The organism is Micromonospora sp. NPDC049102 (assembly GCF_043197485.1).
In the GTDB taxonomy this organism is placed as follows: Bacteria; Actinomycetota; Actinomycetes; order Mycobacteriales; family Micromonosporaceae; genus Micromonospora.
On sequence record NZ_JBICTE010000013.1, the window covers coordinates 26,837 to 46,918 of the forward strand.

Sequence of the window (20,082 nt, forward strand, 5' to 3'; positions counted from 1 at the left end):
CATGACCGATCCCGTACGCCCCGGACGTGTCGTCGTCACCGGCGCCACCGGCAAGCTCGGCCGCGCCGTGGTCGCCCACCTGCGCGGCGTCGGCGTCGACGTGCTGGCTGTGGACCGCGTCGGCGGCCGTGACCCCCGTGACGTCGACGGCGAGTTCCTCCTCGTCGACCTGACCGACTACGGGCAGGTCGTCGAGGCGTTCACCGGGGGCGCCGACGAGCATGCCGGGGGCATCGAGGCGATCGTGCACCTGGCCGCCGTCCCGGCGCCCGGATTGATGTCGAACGCGGCCACGTTCGCGAACAACTCCGCCGCGACGTACAACGTCTTCGCCGCCGCGCGGGCCGCCGGCATCAGGCGGGTGGTGTGGGCGTCCAGCGAGACCGTGCTCGGGCTCCCGTTCGACACCCCGCCGCCGTACGCGCCTGTCGACGAGGAGTACGTGCCCCGGCCCGAGTCGACGTACTCGCTGAACAAGGCTCTGGAGGAGGAGATGGCGCGGCACTTCTGCCGTTGGGACCCGGAGCTGGTCATGGTGGGTCTGCGGTTCTCCAACGTGATGGACGTCGAGGACTACGCGCAGTTCCCGTCGTTCGACGCCGACCCGCGAGCCCGGCGGTGGAACCTGTGGGGTTACATCGACTCCCGCGACGGTGCCCAGGCGGTCGAGCGGGCGCTCGCGTACGACCGGCCGGGCGCGGACGTCTTCATCATCGCCAACGCCGACACGGTCATGACCCGGTCGAGCGCCAGCCTGATGGCCGAGGTCTACCCGGGTGTCGAGATCCGCCGGGAGCTCGGCGAGCACGAGACCCTGCTCAGCATCGACAAGGCACGGCGGGTCCTGGGCTACGAGCCCCGGCACTCGTGGCGCGACCACGTCGAGCCCACCGTGGGCGATCCGGCATAGCGCTGATCCTGGCCGGGATCGCCGTCGCCGACAGGCACGCCCACCAGCGTGGCGCGCAGACCAACCCGACACTGTGACGCGGGGGCGTTGAACGCCGAGAGCCCCTCCCGTATGGTGGCTGCACGCCGTCGAGCCGAGAGGAGGTCAGAACAATGTCCGATGTTCTGCGCCCCCTCCGCGTACCGGCGTCCACGCGGATCTGAGCCGGGGCGCGCGCTTCCCGGAGGTCTGCCATGACCAGTCTGGTCATCCGCCCGCTCGTCGCGGGCGAGGAAAACCTGTTCGACTCCATGACCGATCCGCTGCCCCAACTGCGGCAGATCCCGTACGCCGACGGCATCGCCGGCGGTGGCTACCGACCCGAGACCACCTGGGTCGCCCTGCACGGCGGCCGGGTCGTCGGCCGGGCGGCCTGGCTCCTCCCACCCGGCGCGGTGGGTGCTGCGTGGCTGGAGCGGTTCGACCTGGATGCCGAGCCGGAGGTGGGGGCCGCGCTGCTGCGCACCGCCCACGAGGCGCTGGGAGGTCCCGGTCGGTACTACGCGGCCCTACCCGCGCACTGGCGACGTCGCCCCGAGGTGCTGGCCGTGGTCACCGCGCCGATGGAGGCGGCCCGGCTCGCCGGTCTGGTCGAGGTGGGTGAGCGGCTGCGCTGCTCGTGGACGGGTACGCCCCTGCCGACGACCTCCGGCCGCTACACGTTCCGTCCACCCGTCGACACGGCGGAGATCAACGCCCTGGTCGCCCGGGTCGCCGAGCCGGACGTCCTGACCGGGATGGAGATCGCCCGTGCCGTCGCCGGCGTCGACCTGGCTACCGATCCACTCGCCTGGCTGGGGGAGTCGCCCGAGAACTGGCGCGTCGGCGAGGCGGACGGACGGCCGGTGGGCCTGGTCGGCACGGCCGGCGACGCCTGTTATCCACTCCTTGCCTACCTCGGCCTGCTCGACGACGCGGCGCGCGGTGAACTGCTCGCCGAGGCGGTCCGGGTGCTCGCGGACGGAGGTGCGCGCGAGGTGATCGCCGACGTGGACGCCCGCCGCGTGGCGGTGCTTGCCGAGTTGGAACGGACCGGCTTCCGGCAGCTCCGCGCCCGCGTGCTGTTCGCGCCACAGAGCGGGGCGGCCCGTTCGGTCGACGGCGCTCCGCCGGCCGAGACGGCGTAGTCGCTCCGGGTGCGCCCCGGGTCACCGGGGCGCGCCCCCGCGGCTGTCCCGACCTCACCTCCTGCCAGGATCTGCCCATGCCGGTGTTCATCGCCCTCGTCGTCGGCGCGACGGCGCTCGTCGCGGCGGCGGTCGGCGGGCTCTACCTCTGGCCGCTGGGTCACCGGGAGCTGCGGCTCGCACCGGCGTCACCGCTCGACTTCGAGGCCTCCACCGCCGCCGCGCAGGACATCACGGCGGCGGAGGCCGCGGATGCGCAGGTCCGGCCGGAGTCGCGTAGCCGCCTGCTGAGCCACGGCGCGCGTACCGGCCGGGCCGTTCTGCTGCTGCACGGCTACACCGTCGCGCCCGAGCAGTACGACGCGTTGGCCGAGGTGTTCTTCGCCCGGGGCTACAACGTGTGGATACCGCGGGCGCCGCGCCACGGCATGGTCGACCGGCCGGGTCACCACCGGATCGAGGCCGGCGACCTGACGTCGTACGCCGCCCAGGCCCTCACGGTCGCGGCGGGCCTGGGGGACGAGGTGGGCGTCGTGGGCATCTCGGGTGGCGCGGTGCTGGCCACCTGGCTGGCCCAGGTCCGTGGGGACGTCGTGCGACGGCTGCTGGTGCTGTCGCCGTTCTTCGGCCCCGGACAGGCGCCGGCCTTCGCGGTCCGGCCACTCATCACGCTGTACGGGCGGCGTATCCTGCCCGACCGGCTCACCGCGCGCGGCTACTCCCTCGCGGCCGTCACGCGGTACCTGACGATCGTGCGGTCGCTGTCACGCCGTCCCCGACGGACCGGCCTGCTGAGCGCGGCGGTGGCGATCAGTCCGCTCGACACGGTGGTGGACGCCACCGCCGCAGTGCGGGTGCCGCTCCGCATCGCACGGGCGAACGGCATCGACCTGCGGGTGTACGCGCTGCCCGAGTCGCTGGGCGTCCGCCACAACACCCTCGACCTCACCGCGCACGGCGACGGGGCCGCCGACGTACTCCAGCTCTACGTCGATCTCTACGAGGGCGAGCCGGCGCCGACGGCCGACAACGCTGCCGTCGGCGGCTGACCGACGGTGTGCCGCAGAGGCGCCGCTCCTCTACGACACACCACATCAGGCAGGTGCTACCGCGCCGCGTTGACGACCGGCGGCGCGTAGCCGGCCGGCTTGTCGCCGATGGAGAGACCCGGGCTCACCAGCCAGGACTGGTACTGCGGGGTGAACATGCCGTACGGCAGCCCGAGGTTCGGAGCGCTGGCCTCGTCGATGCGGCGTCGGGCGTCGGCCGGGATCTCGAAGTCGAGCGCGCCGAAGTTGCTGGCGACCTGCTCGGCGCTGCTCGCCCCGATGATCACCGAGCCGACGGCCGGTTGGGTGACCACCCAGTTGATCGCGACCTGCGCCATCGGGCGACCCAGGTCGACGGCGACCTCCTCCAGGGCCTCGATGACCTTCCAGTCGTCGGGACTGATCTCCCGGCCTCCCGCGTCGGGGGTGGTCAGCCGGCCCGTCCCGCTCAGGCCCTCGCTGCTGCGGCGGTACTTGCCGCTGAGCAGGCCGCCGCCGATCGGGCTGAACGCGGTGATGCCCATGCCCAGGGTCTGTGCCATCGCGGTGAACTCCGCCTCGATGTGCCGCCCCACCAGGGAGTACGGGAGCTGAAGGTTGATCATCGGAGTCAGGGCGTGCGCCTCGGCGTAGCTCTGTGCGCGGGCCGCGTACCAGGCTGGCACGTCGGACAGCCCGGCATACCGGATCTTGCCGGCCCGGGCCAGGTCGTCGAGGGTCTGTACGACCTCCTCGGCCGGCGTGATCCGATCCCAGGTGTGCAGCAGGTACAGGTCGATGTAGTCGGTGCCGAGCCGGCGCAGCGACGCCTCGACGGCCCGCATGATGTGCTTGCGACCGTTGCCGCTGGCGTTCGGGTCGCCCGGGTCGACGCTGTAGGTGAACTTGGTGGTGAGGACGAGCCGTTCCCGCACGCCGGCACGGTCGATCAGGCGGCCGAGGATCTTCTCGCTCTCGCCGGCGGTGTAGAAGTCCGCCGTGTCGACGAAGTTCCCGCCCGCCTCCAGATACTGCCGGAAGATCGGCTCTGACTCCTCCTCGGTCTTGCCGTACGCGGCGTGGAAGCCGTCGACGCCGAAGTTCATGGTGCCCAGCGCGAGTCGGCTCACCCGCAGGCCGGAGCGTCCGAGCAGGTGGTACTGGTTCATCGTCGCGTCCTCCTGGTCGCTGTGCGGGCCCGGAGCGGACCGCGCGTCACCGACCCTGACTCGCCAAAAATGGACCCGCAAGTCCAAAGCCGGGCTACGGTGGGGCCATGACTCGTGCGTTGACCCGCAAGGGCGAGGCGACCCGGGCGCGGATCGTCGCCGGCGCCGCCGCCGAGATCCGTGAGCGCGGCGTCGACGAGGTACGCCTGGAGGACGTGATGGCCCACACGGGCACCAGCAAGGGCCAACTCTTCCACTACTTCCCCGACGGCAAGGAGGGGCTGCTGCTCGCGGTGGCCCAGCACGAGGCCGACCAGGTGCTCGTCGACCAGGAGCCGATGCTGAGCAACCTGACGTCCTGGCCGGCCTGGCAGGCGTGGCGCGACCGGCTCGTCGAGCGCTACCTCGCGCAGGGCGTGAAGTGCCCGCTCAACGGCCTGCTCGGTCAGACGGGCCGACGGGCGCCGGGGGCCCAGGCGATCGTGACCGGGCTCATGTGGCGCTGGCAGGACAAGATCACCGACGGCATCCGGCACATGCAGTCGACGGGTGACATCGCCCCCGAGGTGGACGCCGAGCGCGCCGCCGCAGCACTCCTTGCCGGCATCCAGGGCGGCGTCCTGCTGCTGCTCTCCACCGGCAAGGTCGACCACCTGGAGGCCGCCCTGGACCTGACCATCGAACGCCTGCGGGCGAGCCGCCGAGATGACCGGAATCCGGAAGAGGCACGGCAGTGAACGACGACGACACCCGAGCTCCACTGGTCCTGGTGCACGGACTGACGTACGACAGGCGACAGTGGGGCCCGCTGCGACGCGAACTCGCGGCGATCGACCCGGACCGCCAGATCCTCGCCCTCGACCTGCCCGGGGACGGCGACGTGCCCCGACGGGACTCCTACCGGATGGCCGAGGTCGCCGAGGTCGTACACACCCAGGTGACCGAGGCGGGTCTCGCCGCGCCGGTCGTGGTGGGGCACTCGGTGGGCGCGGTGGTCGCCACGACCTACGCGGCGCGCTATCCGGTACGCGGTGTGGTGAACCTGGACCAGATCCTGCTGCCCGGCCCGTTCGGCGTCGCCGTACGCCAGGCCGAGCCGACGCTGCGCGGCCCGCAGTGGCGGCGGGTGTGGGACACCATGCTGGCCGGCATGGGCATCGACTCCCTGCCGGCGGAGGCGCGCGAGATCGTCACGTCCCTGCTGGTCGGTCGAGCTGCTCGAGGCGGGCGAGGTCGGCGTCGCCGGCTCGGATGACGGCTGCGGCCAGTGCCGTCGTCTCCGGCTGGACGCCGCCCCGCTGCTCGGCGGCAGCGATCTTGACGGTCTGCGCGAGGTGCGCCCGCAGGTGCGTGGCGAGCTGTCGCTGGAACGCCGTCCCGGTGGTCGACCGCAGCGCGGCCACCTCGTCGGCGGTGATCATGCCGGGCATGTCGTGACCCTCGTGCGGGTTGGTCGTCGGCGCTCCGGTCTCGCCCAGCAGGTCGAGGGAGCGGGTCAGGTCGGCCCCGTTTCTGGCCTGCACCTCGACGGCCAGCCGTCGCCACGCCGGGTCGGTGGTGCGGGTCGGCACCAGGTCCAGGACCGGTTGCAGGCGTTGCGTCATCGCCGCCGTCAGTTGCAGCCAGGCGATGTCGGTCGGGCTGAAGGAGTTGGCCGACGGGGTGGCCGTCGTCGGCGCGGGAGTGGGGGGCGCGGCGGCGTCCGGGGTGCTCGACGGCCCGCCGGCGCAGCCGGCGACGAGCATCGCCGTCACGAGCAGCGTGACGTGTGCGCGCATGCCTCCTCCTTCCGGGACCGCGTGCCAGGGGTGGCCCGGTGGCACCGGACCGCCCCTGGGTGCGACGACTCAGATCGGTCGACCGTCGTGGCCGCACTTGATGACCGGACGGATGCAGTCCTGGACCCGGCGGGCCATCTCCGCCGTCGGCCAGGCGTTGAAGAAGTCGCCGTGCATGGTGTAGCCCGGCCCGGACGCGAGCCGGAAGTGCGACGGGTCGCCGCTGACCGGGTACCGCAGCACCTGCCGCAACTTCGGCACGTGCACCGGGTGGGTGCTCGGGCAGGCCTGGTTCACCGGGTACGCCAGGTGGCTCTTGTGGTCCGCCGAGTCCAGGTCGCGGCCGTTCCAGCACTGCGGGAAGTCCAGGTACGACTCCAGCATGGTGCCGGACGGGCAGTTGACGAAGTCCTTCGACGGTGGCACCTGACCGGCGTGCAGGCAGGACCAGCGGGCGATGCTGTCGTTCGGCCCGGTGGCCTTCGCGTTGCCGGCGACGAGTCGCAGGCCCTGCGGGAACGGTTGGGTGTTGGCGACGACGTCGGAGCGCACACCCTCACCGAGGTAGTAGAAGGTGGCGATGGCCGGTTCCACCGCGACGTTGTCGCGGTACAGGGTCGGCACCCAGTACGACGAGACGTCCACCGCCGGGTTGCAGGTGGTGGTCGATTTCACCAGGTCGGGCAGTGTGGTGGTGGCGTTGGTCGCCGTGCTGCCGAAGAAGCTGTGCATGTGCGAGGCCCCGGGCAGTCCGGGGAAGACGATCGGGTCGTCCGGCAGCCGGTGGCTGTACGTGCAGTCGGCGGGGAACTCGGCGACCCGGATGACGTTGGCACCGAAGTCGGCGCGGGCGGCGTCGGCCCGGTCGGTGGTCGAGACCAGGTACGTGCCGAGGAGGGTCAGTAGGGCGCCGATCGCCACGGTGAGGCGTAGCCGGCGGTGGGAGAGGGGTGCGGCCCTGTCCATCGTGACTCCTGTCGGGGGGACGGGTCAGGGGCAACTCCGGTGCCGCCGCCGAAGACAGCGGAGTGTGTCCTGGCCAGACTGGTGGTGGCCCGGTGGGGCCGGTGCGAGAGAGCGCTCTCAGCAGTCCAAGCCTCACCCCGATGTCGAAAGTTGTCAATACGTCCCGCAGTTGCTGGAAAAATGACGACGACAGCTCACCGGCCAGGCCCGGCAGCGGGGCCGGCCCAACGGTGCATGTGTACGCCCTTCACGAGGATCTCGCCCGGAGTGGGGTTCGCCGAGAGCAGCTGCATGACCTCGGTGGCGAAGTCGTCGAGCGGCAGCGCGCGGGGGTTCACCTTCTCCTGACCGGCGATCGCGACGGCCGGGGGGACGAGTTCGACGACGTCGACACCGGTACCGTCGAGTTGCGCGCGCAGCGCCTCGGAGTAGGCGTGCACCCCGGCCTTCGAGGCGGCGTAGCTGGGCATGGGCGGAAACGGCAGGAAGGCGATGCCGGAGGTGACGGTGATGAAGGTGCCCGCACCCCGACCGACCAGATGCCCAGTGGAGGCGTCGATGACCCGGATGGTGCCGACCAGTTGGTGTCGATCGTCGTCTGCGCCGCCGCGCGAACAGTCCCCATCGAGGACGTCATCCTCGTCGTCTACTACCCCGACAAGGACAGCGACAGCGACGAGAAACTGCGGCTCCTCGCCGCACTCGCGCACACCGGGACCGCCGACGAACAGACCCGGGTGGGGCGGCCCGACGCGTCGTCGGACCGCCCCACCCCTTGACGGAGCCGATCAGAAACCGAGTACGCCCCGCCCGCCGACCACGGGCAGCCGCAGCTCGCTGTCGTTCGGGGCGACCCGCAACTCGGTGCCGCCCAACGGCAGCAGCGTGTACTCCTGATCGCTGGAGAAGACGACGACGCCGATCCGGTGACCCGCCGGGAAGACGTAGTCCTTCGGCTCCATGGTCCACCGGTAGTCGTACAGCTTGCCCTGCTTGACCGGCGCGGTGCGCGCGGCGCTGACGCGGTTCTGCGGGTCCATCCAGCCGCGCGTCACCACTGTCGGCGCGGCGGTCGACCCGGCCGGGCCGTAGTCGACCAGGTACGCGGTGAGGTTGGCGTCCGGCTTGTTGTCGATCGCCATCCGCAACCGCATCTCCGGTCGGCCCGAGATGCGGACGCTCTGCGCGAGCGCGGGGGAGCGGTAGGCGAGCCGGTTGGCGCTGGCCGTGTCCGGGTCGGCCACCAGGGCGTCCGGGTGGATCGTCCGTCCCTCGTCGACGAAACTCTGCTCGACACGTGCCTTCGGCGGCTTGCCCGTGGTGAGCGTGCCGGGCGCGCTGGCGTCGGTGGCGGCGAACCGCAGCCCGACCTCGCGTGCGGCCGGGTCGGGCCAGTTGGCGTACGTGGTGTAGACGCGGTCCTCGCGCTGGAGTACAGCGGTCGGCTCGTCCATGATGCCGTTGCGCACGTTCCACAGCCAGAAGTCGAACCAGCGGTTCTCAGTCTGCTTGTACGTCCAGGTGCGGCCGTCCGGCAGGGTCACCGAGGCGCTGCTGCCCGGCCCGCCGTGCCCACCCTGGTGCAGCCAGATCTTGCGCGGCACGTGGCGCTTGGCCAGCTCGTCCCACCAGCCGGCGAAGTGCTCGGTCTTGACGTTCCAGTCGTTGAGGCCGTGCACGACGAAGACGCTCGCCTGGACGTCACGGGCGTCGAGGTAGTCGCGGTCCTGCCAGAACTTGGAGTAGTCGCCGGTGATCCGGTCCTGTTCCCTGGTGATCTGCGCGAGCTCGTCGGCGCAGGGCCCCTCGGCGCGCGCCTGCCCGGCCGTGTACTGGGCCAGGATGTCGAGGTCCTCGCCCTGAAAGGTGCCGGGCGCGACCACCAGGCCGTTGGCCCGGTAGTAGTCGTACCAACTGCTGATCGCCGAGACCGGCACGATGGTCTTCAGGCCCTTGACCCCGGTGGTGGCCACCTGGTTGGGCAGCGTCCCGTTGTAGGACACGCCGGTCATGCCCACCGCGCCGGTGGTCCAGCCGGCGGTCACCGGGGCGCCGTTGGCGTCGTACCCCCTGGCCCGGCCGTTGAGCCAGTCGATGACGGCCTTGGTGCCGAGCGTCTCGGCCTGGTCGCCGCTGGTCGGGCAGCCGTCCGAGTCGCCGGTGCCGACGCTCTGGCCGAGCACCACCGCGTACCCGCGCGGCACGTAGTAGTCGTCAAGCGAGCCGGGCAGGTTGGCCTTGGCCTGGGCGCGCTGGGCGTCGGCGTCGAGTGCCCGCCGCCCGGAGTGGTCGGTCCGGCCGTTCTGCGGCAGCTCGTCGACGAGCACGCTCGGGTACGGCACGTCGCCCCAGGTGCCCTTGCGGTACGGGCTGTGCTCGAAGATGACGGGCACCTTGAAGCCCTCGGTGGCGGTCTCCCGGGGTCGGGAGATGTCGATGGCGACCCGGTCGGGGCGGCCGTCGTGGTCGGTGTCCACCGGGGTCTGGACGTACACCCGCTCCTCGATGGCGTCGGCGAGCGAGAACACCGGTTGGGTCATGCCGTCGGCCACCACGATGCCGGTGGGCGCGGGTGCGGTGGGCTGGGCGGCTGCCGGTGTCGGTGTCGCGCTCAGGACCAGTGCGCCGGACACGCCGACGCTGAGAAGTGCCAGATGGCGGGGTCGACGCATGCGCGTCTCCCTTCGGTCGGGCTGGTTGCCGGGTCTCGGCAGGGGCCAATCGCGAAGATCCATTCGTCGCCATGCTAGGTGCGGGTGGACGTCGGCGTCGATCCCTTCGGGCGGCCGGCATCGGCCGTTCTCCGGGCCGGGACAGGGGCCGTGACAGGGGCCGTGATCGAATCGACATCGAACTGGGTAGGCCGTCGACACATGGCGGAAAACGTTGTCACGGCGGACGAAAAAACCTTCGTCGCGACCTGCCGAAGATCCGCTATGCGGACCTATGATCTTGCAAATGTCGCCCAAGAGGCGCCATTTGTCCACATGAGACAGGAGCGACATGCTCAGGAAGACACGCTGGCTGCTGGCCGTCGCCATGACGGCCACGGCGCTGACCGCCGTGCCCGGCGGCACCGCCACAGCCGGCCCCGGCGGTATCGCCAGCACCGACACACCCCGCACCTCCACGGATGGCAGGACCCACACCATCACCCTGCTGACCGGCGACGTGGTGACCGTGCGGAGCACCGGCACCGGATGCCCGCAGGCCACGGCCCGGCCCGTCGACGCCAACGCCGTGATCCGGCAGACCTGCGGCCCGGACGGCCACCTGCACGTCATCCCCGCCCGCGTCGAGTCCCAGATCGGCACGGTCCTCGACCCCGACCTCTTCGACGTCACCGCGCTGATCGCCGACGGGTACGACGACGAGAACACCACCGAGCTGCCCGTCATCGTGCAGCCCGCCACCGCCTCCGCCCGGGTTGCCGCGCTCGGCGACGTGCAGACGCTGTCCAGCATCGGCGCGGTGGCCGGACACGTACCCAAGAAGAGCCCGGCCACCGCGAAGCTGGCGACGAACTCGCTGCTCGCCGGGGCGAAGAAGGTCTGGCTCGACCGCAAGGTCCGGGCCACCGCCCTGCCCGCCGGCGCGAAGCCCGCCGGCCTGGACCGTAACCTGGCCCAGATCGACGCGCCCGACGCCTGGAAGGCCGGCTACACCGGCAAGGGCGCCCGCGTCGCGGTGCTCGACACCGGCGCCGACTACAGCCACCCGGACCTGGCCGGCAGGGTCGTCGAGCGGGCCGACTTCACCGCCGAGGACGGGGACGCCGTCGACCACAACGGCCACGGTACGCACGTCGCGTCGACAATCGCCGGCACCGGCGCGGCCTCCCACGGCCAGCGTCGTGGCGTCGCGCCCGACGCCAAGCTCGTGATCGGCAAGGTCCTCGACGACCACGGTTCGGGTGCCGACTCCGGCGTCATCGCCGGCATGGAGTGGGCGTCCACTCGGGCCGACGTGATCAACATGAGCTTCGGCGGCGGCGAGGCCGACGACGGCAGCGACCCGCTCTCGCTCGCCGTCGACGCCCTGAGCCGGCAGACCGGCACGCTGTTCGTCATCGCGGCCGGCAACAGCGGCGCGCAGATCTCCTCGCCCGGCTCGGCGGCCAGCGCCCTCACCGTCGGCGCGGTCGACCGTGACGACAAGCTCGCCGACTTCTCCAGCCGAGGACCGCTGATCAACAACCACGCGGCCAAGCCGGAACTCGTCGCGCCCGGCGTCGACATCGTCGCGGCCCGCGCCGCCGGCACCAACCTCCAGGACCCGATCGACAGGTACTACGAGTCGCTCAGTGGCACCTCGATGGCGACGCCGCACGTCGCTGGCGCCGCCGCGCTGCTCGCCCAGCGGCACCCCGACTGGACGGGCGCACAGCTCAAGGCCGCCCTCGTCGGCGCGTCCGACCCGCTGACCGGCATCGACCCGTACGCCATCGGGGCCGGCCGCCTCAACGCGGCCAGTGCCCTCGGCGGCCCCACCAGCGACCAGCCGGTGGTCAACCTCGGCACGTTCGCGTACCCACAGTCCGGCACCAGCGAGACGAAGCTGAGCTGGACCGGCGGGTCCACCCCGGCCACCTCGGTCCTCGACCTCGACGTGGCGATCGTCAACCACGACGGTCAGCCCGTGCCGCGCGGCGCGGCGTCGCTGTCGACGACCCGGGTGACCCTCAAGCGGGGCGCGACGGCGGCGGCGACGCTGCGGATCAACCGTGCGGCGCTGGCCAGCCGGCCGGGCCTCTACCTGGCCACCGTCACCGCCCGCAGCGGCCGCAACGTGGTCGCCACCACCCCGGTGAATTTCTACGTGGAGCAGCCCAGCTTCGACCTGACGGTCCACACCAAGCCGATGCCCGGCCTACGGGACGGGGCGGAGACCTGGATGAACCTCATGGTCGCCAACCTCACCGATCCGCTGCTGTTCTACGGCGGGGCCAGCGGCACGCCCGGCGAGACCTTCACCCTGCGGGTGCCGGCCGGTCGATACTCGGTGCTCGGCGCGTCCATCGCCTACTACGTCGACAGCGACGTGCAGGAGAGCACCCTCACCGCGGCAGGTGACCTGGACGTTCGCGCCGACCGGACCGTGACCCTCGACCCCGCGCAGGCGAAGCCGGTCACGGCAACCGTCGACGGGGTGGCCACCAAGACCACCCGGACCGACGTCACCACCTTCCAGACCGCGGTGAACGGCCTGCCCTGGTGGCACCAGATCAGCGGGTTCGGGGTGGCGACGGCGATCCGCAGCGTGGCGATCCCGAAGCCCACCATCGGTTCGCGGCGCAGCTGGGCGGCCGTCAACATGGACTCGCCCGCTGGCACCGCGAAGCCGTACCGGTACAACATCGTGCACGAGTACGCCGCCGGTGTGCCGGCCGACCCGTCGTTCCGGGTGACCAGGGCGGAGCAGGCCCGGCTGGCCCGCCTCGACGAACGGTTCCACCAGACCGACTCGCCGGAGATGTACACCGGGCTGGTCCGCGTCGGCGACACTGCCGACGGGGTGCCGGTGACCCAGACGTACGAGGGTCCCATGCCACCGAACCGGACGTCCTACCTCTCGCCGGAGATCGTCTGGGCCGACCAGGGCGCCTACGGCGGACTGCCGGCCCTGGAGGCGCCGCGCCAGTACCTGCCGGGCAGCCGGCAGTCCAAGGTGTGGGCGCGGCAGCCACTGCACTCCGACTGGTACGACGACCCGGCCGGTGAGGGCTGGAGCTGCGCCAGCCCGCCGTCGCGGACCCGGGGCAACCTGCACGTCGACATGGTGTCGCTGACCGATCAGCACCAGCGCGCCGACTGCATCCAGGGCGAGGCCATCGGGGTGAAGCGCACGCTGTCGCTGTACCGCAACGGCAAGCTGGTCGAGGAACGCGATCGGCCGGTCGCCGACTTCACGGTGCCGCAGTCGGCGGCCGACTACCGGGTGACCCTGGACGTCGACACCAGCCTCATCCTGCCGATCTCCACGAAGGTCACCACGTCGTGGTCGTTCCGTTCCGCCGGACCGGAGGGGACCGGGAGGGTGCCGTTGCCGCTGCTCGCGGTCGACTACGCGCTGCCGATGGACCACGAGAACCACACCGTCGGCGGAACCGCGGAGCTGGCCGTCCGGCAGGCGCACGGCGTCAAGGCGCAGAAGGTGACGTCGATGCAGGTGTGGACGTCGACCGACGACGGCGTCACCTGGAAGCCGTCCCGGGTCACCGGCGGCGGTGACAGCTACCGGTTCGACCTGCCGAAGGCCGCCTCCGGGCAGGCCGTCTCGCTGCGGGTGAAGGCCGCCGCGAACGGTGGGAGCGGCATCGAGCAGACAGTCATCCGGGCGTACCACGCCGGCTGACCGTCAGCGGGGGCGCGGACCGACTCCGGTCGGACCGCGCCCCCGCTGACGTCACTGACCTTCCCAGACGACCTTCGCGCCCGAGTCGCCGGTGCGGACCACGTAGTACACGGCGACGGCGGCGGCCACCACCGTCAGCACCTGCAACGCCACGGTCACCGCCCGACTGGCGGGTACGCCCTCGGCGGCACGCGGCGGGACGAAGCGGACCAGGGCCAGCGCCACGACACCCAGCGCGATCGCCGCGTACAGGGTCATGTCGCCGAAGTCCTGGTGCGCCTCCAGCTTGGGGACGAACTCCGGCGTGACCCGGTTCGCCGAGCGCAACCGCTCGAAGAAGGCGTCCCCGGTGAGCTTCGCCAGCAGCGCGCAGATCGGCGCGCCCACCGCGAGCAGACCCAGCACCCAGCGCGTGTGCGGCCGGATCGGCGCGACGAGCGCGTACGCGAGCGCCAGCAGCGCCAGCAGCGGCACGAACACGACAGCGGCGTGCAGCACGAGCGGATGGGCGGGGATGCCCTGGAACTCTTCGAACATTCGGCGACTCCTCCGGCCATGGCGGATCTCGGTGATCCAGGCATGGAGGCTATCGGTAGCGGAGTCGCCGCTCAGCTCCGCGACCGTGGCAGGCAGTCCTTCTTGTACTTCAGGCCCGATCCGCACCAGCACGCGTCGTTGCGCTCGGGCGGCCAGGGCACCCGGGCGGCGGGCCGCGCCGACACCTCGGCCGCGTAGCCGGCCCGGATCGCGGCGTCGGTCAGCTCGGGATGCGCGGCGAGCAGACGGTCGAACTCGTCCCGGGGCCAGAGGAGCAGATCCGACGTGCCACCCTGGCGCTCCGAGGCCTGGCGGACGAGTTGGTTCTCCAGCCGGTCGGCCAGGTCGTCCTGCCGGTCGTGCGGCAGGTTGGGGTTCCGTCGTACCCGGTGGCGTTGTTGCAGCAGGAGGAACAGCACGCCGGGCGCGTCCGGCGGACCGACCTCCGGATCGGCGGTGGTGTCGCGCTCGCCGAGCGGGTCGGCCGTCCCGAGGGCCGTGCGGCGTAGTTCGGCGAGGTCAGCCTTGGTGAGTACGTCTCTCGACGGCACGATCTCACGGTACGTCGGAGGGCTCCCGTCCGGCCCAATTATGGTCATCTACCGTCAACCCGCCCTCGATAGCGTCCGGTCGCCAGTTTCTCGACCAGAGCACACAAAGGCGGAGTTATGGGCACGGTGGATCGGCGTACGTTCCTCAAGGCGATGGGAGTTCCCGCGATCGGCGCGGCGCTCCCGCTGGACCTCAGCAAGGCGCTCGCCATCCCGGCGAACAACCGGACCGGCTCGATCGACGACGTCGAGCACGTGATCATCCTGATGCAGGAGAACCGCTCCTTCGACCACTACTTCGGCACCATGCGCGGCGTACGCGGTTTCGGTGACCCCCATCCGGCGACACTGCCGTCGGGTAGGGACGTGTGGCACCAGCCCGACGGCGCCGACGAGCTGCTGCCGTTCCGTCCCGAGGTGAAGGACCTTGGCCAGACCTTCCTGCCGGACCCTCCGCACGGCTGGAACGACGGGCACGCCGCCTGGAACGACGGCCGTTTCGACGGGTGGGTGCCGAACAAGGGCGTCACGTCGATGACGTACCACACCCGGCAGGACCTGCCCTACCACTACGCGCTGGCCGACGCGTTCACCGTCTGCGACAGCTACCACTGCTCGCTGATGGGGCCGACCGACCCGAACCGCTACCACATGTGGAGCGGCTGGGTCGGCAACGACGGCAAGGGCGGCGGCCCGGTCATCACCAACGCCGAGGCCGGCTACGACTGGTCGACGTACCCGGAGCGGCTGGAGCGCAACGGCATCTCCTGGAAGATCTACCAGGACGTCGGCACCGGCCTGAACGCCGCCGGCTCCTGGGGGTGGACGAACGACCCGTACATCGGCAACTACGGCGACAACTCGCTGCTCTACTTCCACCAGTACCAGAACGCGCAGCCCGGCTCCCCGCTGGCGGACCGGGCCAAGACCGGCACCGAGATCCGCACCCAGGGCCGCGACCCGAAGGCGCTGCTGGCCGACTTCCGGGCCGACGTCGAGGCGGGACGCCTGCCGCAGGTCTCCTGGATCACCGCGCCGGAGGCGTACACCGAGCACCCGAACTGGGAGCCGGCCTACGGCTCCTGGTACATCTCGCAGGTCATCGACATCCTCGCCGCCAACCCCGAGGTGTGGAGCAAGATGGCGCTGTTCATCACGTACGACGAGGAGGGCGGCTTCTTCGACCACGTGGTCCCGCCGACGCCACCACAGACGCGCGAGCACGGACAGTCGACCGTGCCGACCACCAACGAGATCTTCCCCGGCGACGCGGACCACCCGGCCGGCCCGTACGGCCTCGGCATCCGCGTACCCATGATCATCGTCTCGCCGTGGACCCGCGGCGGCTACGTCAACTCGCAGGTCTTCGACCACACCTCGCTGATCAAGTTTCTCGAGACGCGGTTCGGGCACGGCCGGCCGGACCTGATCGAGAAGAACATCACCCCGTGGCGGCGTGCGGTCGTCGGTGACCTGACCACGGCCTTCGACTTCCGGCACCCGAACCGGTCGCACGACGTCAAGCTGCCGGACACCGACGACTTCAAGCCCGCCGACCTGGTCCGGCACCCCGACGAGGTGCCCGTGCCGCCGGTCGATCAACGGCTGCCGAAGCAGGAGCGCGGCGTACGCCCGGCCCGGGCGATCCCGTACGCCCTGCACGCCGACGGACGGCGGGGCGACGGGGAGTTCCGGATGGAGTTCCGCAACACCGGCGGGGCCACCGCGGTCCTCCAGGTCCGCGAGGGCGGCAGTACGGACGCGCCGCGCAGCTACACCGTCGAGCCGGGCAAGCGCCTTGCCGACACCTGGAAAACCTCCTCCGGGTACGACCTGTCGGTGCACGGGCCCAACGGCTTCTTCCGGCGGTTCGCCGGCGGCCGGTCGGATCTCGACATCACGCCCTCCTTCGACGAGCGGGGCGACAAGACGGGGCTCACGCTGACCAACCGTGGGCCGAAGCGGGTCGAGGTGACCGTCCGGGACGGGTACCACTCCCGGCCCGTCACGCTGTCACTGCGCCCCGGTCACACCGAGCGCGCCACCTGGCCGCTGGCCCGAACCCACGGCTGGTACGACCTGACGGTCGCCGTCGCGGGTGACGCCGACTTCGCGTACCGCTGCGCCGGCCACGTCGAGAACGGCAAGGACAGCATCAGCGACCCAACCCTCGGCGGCCTGGTCTGAACCCCGCCGCGCCCGTCCGACCCTGAGCCCGCCGATCTTGCACTTTCGGTTGTCGATTTTGGCGGTGATGTTTCAGATGCCGCCACCGAAAGTGCAAGATCGGCGCAGGGGAGGTGGGCTGCTCAGAACTCCTCGTACACCGCCGGGTCTTGATCTGAGAGGCGACCGTCCGGGCGGCCCAGCGCGGTGATGGCCTCGACCTGCGCGTCGGTGAGCGCGAGGTCGAAGACGGCCAGGTTCTCGACCTGCCGCTGCGGCGACGCGGCCTTGGGCAGCGGGATCACCTGGCGGGCCACGTGCCAGGCCAGGATCGTCTGGGCGGTGCTGACGCCGTGCGCGGCTGCGATCTCGGTGATCACCGGGTGCTGTCGCAGGTCGTTGCCGTGGCCGAGCGGGCTCCACCCCTGCACCACGATCCCGTGCTCCCGGTGGTAGTCCAGCGCCTCCTGCTGCGGGAAGTACGGGTGCACCTCGATCTGGTTGACCACCGGGGCGACCCCGGTCTCGGCGACCAGCCGGTCGATGTGCTCGGGCAGGAAGTTGGAGAGCCCGATGTGCCGCACCAGACCACGCTCGCGCGCCTCGATCAGCGCCCGCCACGCCTGCACGTACCTGTCGACCTTGGGGTTCGGCCAGTGGATCAGGTACAGGTCGATCCGGTCGAGGCCGGTGCGGAAGACACTCTCCTCGATGGTGGTCAGCGCCTCGTCGTAGTCGTGGTGCCGCCCCGGCAGCTTCGAGGTGACGACCAGTTCGTCGCGCACGTCGCCGGCCGTCCGGGCCGCCCGTCCCACCGCGCCCTCGTTCTCGTAGTTGACCGCCGAGTCGAGCAACCGGTAGCCGGCCCGGATCGCGTGCCCGATCGCGTCGGCCCCCGCCGAACCGTTGAGCTGGTAGGTGCCGAGCCCGATCGCGGGCAGGGCGGTGCCGTCGGCAGCGGTCAGGTGCGGGATGGTCATGATCGGGACCCTACCCGCACGATCGGCACGTCACCGTGGGCTCGTCAACTGTCGATGACCCGTAGGAAGACCGTGCCGCTGCCGGCATCGAGGTAGACGGTGCCGTTGTACTGTGCCGTCCGCACGTCCTCGGCGTACTTCTCACTGACCTGCCACGTGCCACCGGTGGGCAGGAACGGACGCAGCTCGGCGCTCAGCGACACTTCCCAGCCGGGTGGCGCGGGCTGCCACTCGTAGCCCTTGAGGATCGTGGCGATGGTGTCGGGTCGCAGCACGACCAGTGCCTCGATCTGTGTGTCGGTCGGGCCCGGTACGGAGACCCGGCTCTCGCCCCCGGCCGCTGCCGCCTGCCAGTGGGCTTCGACGAAGTCGCCGAGGCGCGGGAACCGTTTCGCGATCGGGTCTCTGTCGGTCTGGACCGGTGTCGGCCTCGCGCTGACGGTCCGATCTGGTGGCTCGTCGGTGTGGGCGTTGTCGGAGCATCCAGCGAGCGTGACGACGAGCATCGTCGCCACCAGCCCGGCGCGAAGGTCAACCATCACGGTGCGCTCCTTGTCGAACCTCACGCAAGAGAAAGCGGCTCGATGCGCCAACCGGTTGCCTCTGGTCAGTCCGGCCAACTCCCAGTATCACGGGTGTGCGGCTGCGTTAGCCGTGCAGCTTCCCCTCAGACAGATCACCAACGGGGGCGTCGCGGATGGCGAGCGCGGCCTGGACGAGCGCGGCGTGGGTCAGCGTCTGGGGAAAGTTGCCGAGGTGGGCGCCCGTCGCCGGGTCCACCTCTTCGGTGTACAGGCCGAGGGGACTCGCGTGGTCGACCATGGCCTGGAACAGCTCGACGGCCTCGCGGCGACGCCCGGTGCGGGCAAGGGCCTGGACGAGCCAGAACGAGCAGGGCAGGAACGCGCCCTCGGCGCCGGGGAGGCCGTCACGCCCCGGCGGGTAGCGGTAGAGCAGTGGACCCCCGGCGGACAGCCGGTCCCGGATGGCGTCGATGGTGCCGCGTACCCGGGGTGACTCGGCCGGGTCCAGGCCGAGCAGCGGTAGGACGAGCAGGGCCGCGTCGAGGTCCGGGGAGCCGTAGGTGCGCACGTAGCTGCCCGTCGTCAGGTCGAAGCCACGCGTCCGGACCTCGGCGGCGATGGCATCCCGGGATCGCTGCCAGCGTCGACGTTGGCGGTCCGGCAGGGGGTGCGTGTCGGCGATGGCCAGAGCGCGGTCCAGGGCGAGCCAGCCCATCAGCTTGGAGTGGACGTGCTGGGCGGGTTCCCGCACCTCCCAGATGCCGGCGTCGGGCTCCGGCCAACACCGGGCGACCACATCGGCGAAACCGCGCACCGCCCGCCACGTCTCGGTGTACAGGCGGTGTCCGGCCTGGGCGAACGCCCAGACGGCGTCGATCACCCAGCCGTAGCCGTCGAGCTGGTGCTGGCCGGTGGCGGCGTTGCCCAGGCGTACCGGACGGCTGTCGAGGTAGCCGGGCCAACCGGCAAGTTCCCGCTCCGCCGGTACGTGCCGGCCATGCAGGGTGAGCAGCGCCGGCAGGCGTGGCCGTTGCAGCCGGCTGGCGTGTAACAGCCAGGCGAGGAAGCCCTGGGCCTCGTCGGCCTTGCCGACGCTGAGGAAGGCGCTGATGCCGATGCTGGCGTCGCGGGGCCAGACGTAGCGGTAGTCCCAGTTACGTTCACCGCCGGGCTCCTCGGGCAGCGACGTGGTCGGCGCAGCCACCGGCGCTCCCGAGGGTGAGTAGGTGAGCAGCCGCATCGTGAGCAGGCTGCGTGCGACGTGCTCTCGGAACGGCACCCGCTCGTCGATCTCCGCGGTCCAGGCGCGCCAGCGGGCCTCGTCCTCGACGAGCAGGTCCCAGGCGGCCGTGGGCTCGACGTGGATCACCGGTTCGCGGTAGGCCACGGCCAGGACGAGGGTGACCGGACGACCCGGCCGGACCGTGACCGGCGTGGGCCGGCCCGGTTCGATCCTCAACGCGGGCGTGCTGTCCAGCGCAACCGCCAGCGCACCCCACTCACACACCAGGGACTGCCGTCGGTGCTGGACCCGTGGCCTGCGGTGCCGTACGCCCAGGCGGGGATCGAACTGCACCACGGCCTCGACCGCTGCCTGCTCGGCCGACAACCGTCGCACGATTAGTGTCGCGGGGAACAGACGCCCGCTGACCTCGGCCACCATGGCCTCGGTGAGGCGGAGGCGGCCGTCACCCACCGCCCACGTGGTCTGCAAGGTGGCGGTGTGCTGCCGGTACCCCCGTTCGACGACGGTGGCCGGCCCGGCCGGACCGACCCGGAACGTCCCCGCGCCCAGACCCCCGACCAGCCGGCCGAACAGTGGCTCACCGTCGAATCGCGGTACGCAGAGCCAGTCCATCGCGCCGTCGCTCGCGACCAGGGCGGCGGTACGCGTGTCGCCCAGCAGCCCGTAGTCGCTGATCGGTCGCTCACCAGTCACAGCGACCGCTCCCC

At 71.4% G+C, this 20,082-nt stretch carries 18 protein-coding genes; 8 read left to right on the forward strand and 10 right to left on the reverse strand.

Going from position 1 to position 20,082, the window contains the following annotated elements:
- The first annotated feature begins 1 nt into the window (after position 1).
- From ACGFH9_RS15325 to ACGFH9_RS15335, 3 genes are all read left to right on the forward strand, one after another.
- Entirely contained in the window at positions 2 to 910 is a 909-nt protein-coding gene (locus tag ACGFH9_RS15325; RefSeq protein WP_393219133.1) for an NAD-dependent epimerase/dehydratase family protein, read from the forward strand.
- Positions 911 to 1,143: 233 nt separating this feature from the next.
- A complete protein-coding gene (locus ACGFH9_RS15330) occupies positions 1,144 to 2,076 on the forward strand; it encodes an acetyltransferase (protein ID WP_393219136.1) in 933 nt (310 codons plus the stop codon).
- Positions 2,077 to 2,153: 77 nt separating this feature from the next.
- Positions 2,154 to 3,125 (forward strand): alpha/beta hydrolase, encoded by a 972-nt coding sequence (locus ACGFH9_RS15335; RefSeq protein WP_393219138.1) that lies wholly within the window; start codon positions 2,154 to 2,156, stop codon positions 3,123 to 3,125.
- Between the two features lie 56 nt (positions 3,126 to 3,181).
- On the opposite strand, the gene ACGFH9_RS15340 is transcribed toward ACGFH9_RS15335, so the two are convergent.
- A complete protein-coding gene (locus tag ACGFH9_RS15340) occupies positions 3,182 to 4,273 on the reverse strand; it encodes an aldo/keto reductase (protein ID WP_393219141.1) in 1,092 nt (363 codons plus the stop codon).
- 107 nt (positions 4,274 to 4,380) lie between these two features.
- On the opposite strand from ACGFH9_RS15340, the gene ACGFH9_RS15345 reads away from it, so the two are divergent.
- Both ACGFH9_RS15345 and ACGFH9_RS15350 read left to right on the forward strand, forming a co-directional pair.
- Positions 4,381 to 5,010, forward strand: a complete 630-nt coding sequence (locus tag ACGFH9_RS15345) for a TetR/AcrR family transcriptional regulator (protein WP_393219144.1) — start codon at positions 4,381 to 4,383, stop codon at positions 5,008 to 5,010.
- Complete coding sequence (locus ACGFH9_RS15350) at positions 5,007 to 5,528, forward strand: alpha/beta fold hydrolase (RefSeq protein WP_393219147.1); 522 nt, start codon at positions 5,007 to 5,009, stop codon at positions 5,526 to 5,528. Before ACGFH9_RS15345 ends, ACGFH9_RS15350 begins: the two co-directional genes overlap by 4 nt.
- Here the strand turns inward: ACGFH9_RS15350 and ACGFH9_RS15355 are convergent.
- From ACGFH9_RS15355 to ACGFH9_RS15365, 3 genes are all read right to left on the reverse strand, one after another.
- A complete protein-coding gene (locus tag ACGFH9_RS15355) occupies positions 5,464 to 6,051 on the reverse strand; it encodes a DUF305 domain-containing protein (RefSeq protein WP_393219150.1) in 588 nt (195 codons plus the stop codon). The genes ACGFH9_RS15350 and ACGFH9_RS15355 overlap by 65 nt on opposite strands.
- A 69-nt stretch (positions 6,052 to 6,120) precedes the next feature.
- Positions 6,121 to 7,017: a DUF1996 domain-containing protein gene (locus ACGFH9_RS15360; RefSeq protein WP_393219153.1), complete on the reverse strand. Its 897-nt coding sequence runs from the start codon at positions 7,015 to 7,017 to the stop codon at positions 6,121 to 6,123.
- Between the two features lie 194 nt (positions 7,018 to 7,211).
- Positions 7,212 to 7,598 carry an SDR family NAD(P)-dependent oxidoreductase gene (locus tag ACGFH9_RS15365; RefSeq protein WP_393219416.1) on the reverse strand — a complete coding sequence of 129 codons (387 nt, stop codon included), beginning with the start codon at positions 7,596 to 7,598 and terminating at the stop codon, positions 7,212 to 7,214.
- Between ACGFH9_RS15365 and ACGFH9_RS15370 the strand changes: the two genes are divergently transcribed.
- Positions 7,557 to 7,796 carry a hypothetical protein gene (locus tag ACGFH9_RS15370; RefSeq protein WP_393219428.1) on the forward strand — a complete coding sequence of 80 codons (240 nt, stop codon included), beginning with the start codon at positions 7,557 to 7,559 and terminating at the stop codon, positions 7,794 to 7,796. The two genes, ACGFH9_RS15365 and ACGFH9_RS15370, sit on opposite strands and share 42 nt — an antisense overlap.
- Before the next feature lie 9 nt (positions 7,797 to 7,805).
- Here ACGFH9_RS15370 and ACGFH9_RS15375 read toward each other — a convergent pair whose 3' ends face one another.
- The gene (locus ACGFH9_RS15375) at positions 7,806 to 9,689 is read right to left on the reverse strand and encodes a Xaa-Pro dipeptidyl-peptidase (RefSeq protein WP_393219156.1); all 1,884 of its coding nucleotides are present in this window, start codon (positions 9,687 to 9,689) and stop codon (positions 7,806 to 7,808) included.
- A gap of 331 nt (positions 9,690 to 10,020) precedes the next feature.
- Here ACGFH9_RS15375 and ACGFH9_RS15380 point away from each other — a divergent pair, with 331 nt between their 5' ends.
- The gene (locus ACGFH9_RS15380; RefSeq protein WP_393219158.1) at positions 10,021 to 13,371 is read left to right on the forward strand and encodes a S8 family serine peptidase; all 3,351 of its coding nucleotides are present in this window, start codon (positions 10,021 to 10,023) and stop codon (positions 13,369 to 13,371) included.
- A gap of 51 nt (positions 13,372 to 13,422) precedes the next feature.
- Here ACGFH9_RS15380 and ACGFH9_RS15385 read toward each other — a convergent pair whose 3' ends face one another.
- Positions 13,423 to 13,908 (reverse strand): DUF2231 domain-containing protein, encoded by a 486-nt coding sequence (locus ACGFH9_RS15385; protein WP_393219160.1) that lies wholly within the window; start codon positions 13,906 to 13,908, stop codon positions 13,423 to 13,425.
- Between the two features lie 71 nt (positions 13,909 to 13,979).
- Positions 13,980 to 14,459: an SEC-C domain-containing protein gene (locus ACGFH9_RS15390; protein WP_393219163.1), complete on the reverse strand. Its 480-nt coding sequence runs from the start codon at positions 14,457 to 14,459 to the stop codon at positions 13,980 to 13,982.
- A 117-nt stretch (positions 14,460 to 14,576) separates the two neighbouring features.
- Here ACGFH9_RS15390 and ACGFH9_RS15395 point away from each other — a divergent pair, with 117 nt between their 5' ends.
- Positions 14,577 to 16,646 carry a phosphocholine-specific phospholipase C gene (locus ACGFH9_RS15395; protein ID WP_393219166.1) on the forward strand — a complete coding sequence of 690 codons (2,070 nt, stop codon included), beginning with the start codon at positions 14,577 to 14,579 and terminating at the stop codon, positions 16,644 to 16,646.
- A gap of 122 nt (positions 16,647 to 16,768) precedes the next feature.
- Here the strand turns inward: ACGFH9_RS15395 and ACGFH9_RS15400 are convergent, their stop codons facing one another.
- The 3 genes from ACGFH9_RS15400 to ACGFH9_RS15410 all read right to left on the reverse strand — a co-directional run bounded on the left by ACGFH9_RS15400 (position 16,769) and on the right by ACGFH9_RS15410 (position 20,068).
- Positions 16,769 to 17,605, reverse strand: a complete 837-nt coding sequence (locus ACGFH9_RS15400; RefSeq protein WP_393219168.1) for an aldo/keto reductase — start codon at positions 17,603 to 17,605, stop codon at positions 16,769 to 16,771.
- 44 nt (positions 17,606 to 17,649) lie between these two features.
- Positions 17,650 to 18,144, reverse strand: coding sequence for a hypothetical protein (locus ACGFH9_RS15405; RefSeq protein WP_393219419.1), 495 nt, complete (start codon positions 18,142 to 18,144; stop codon positions 17,650 to 17,652).
- A 109-nt stretch (positions 18,145 to 18,253) separates the two neighbouring features.
- A complete protein-coding gene (locus ACGFH9_RS15410) occupies positions 18,254 to 20,068 on the reverse strand; it encodes a glycoside hydrolase family 15 protein (RefSeq protein WP_393219171.1) in 1,815 nt (604 codons plus the stop codon).
- Positions 20,069 to 20,082 lie beyond the last annotated feature (14 nt).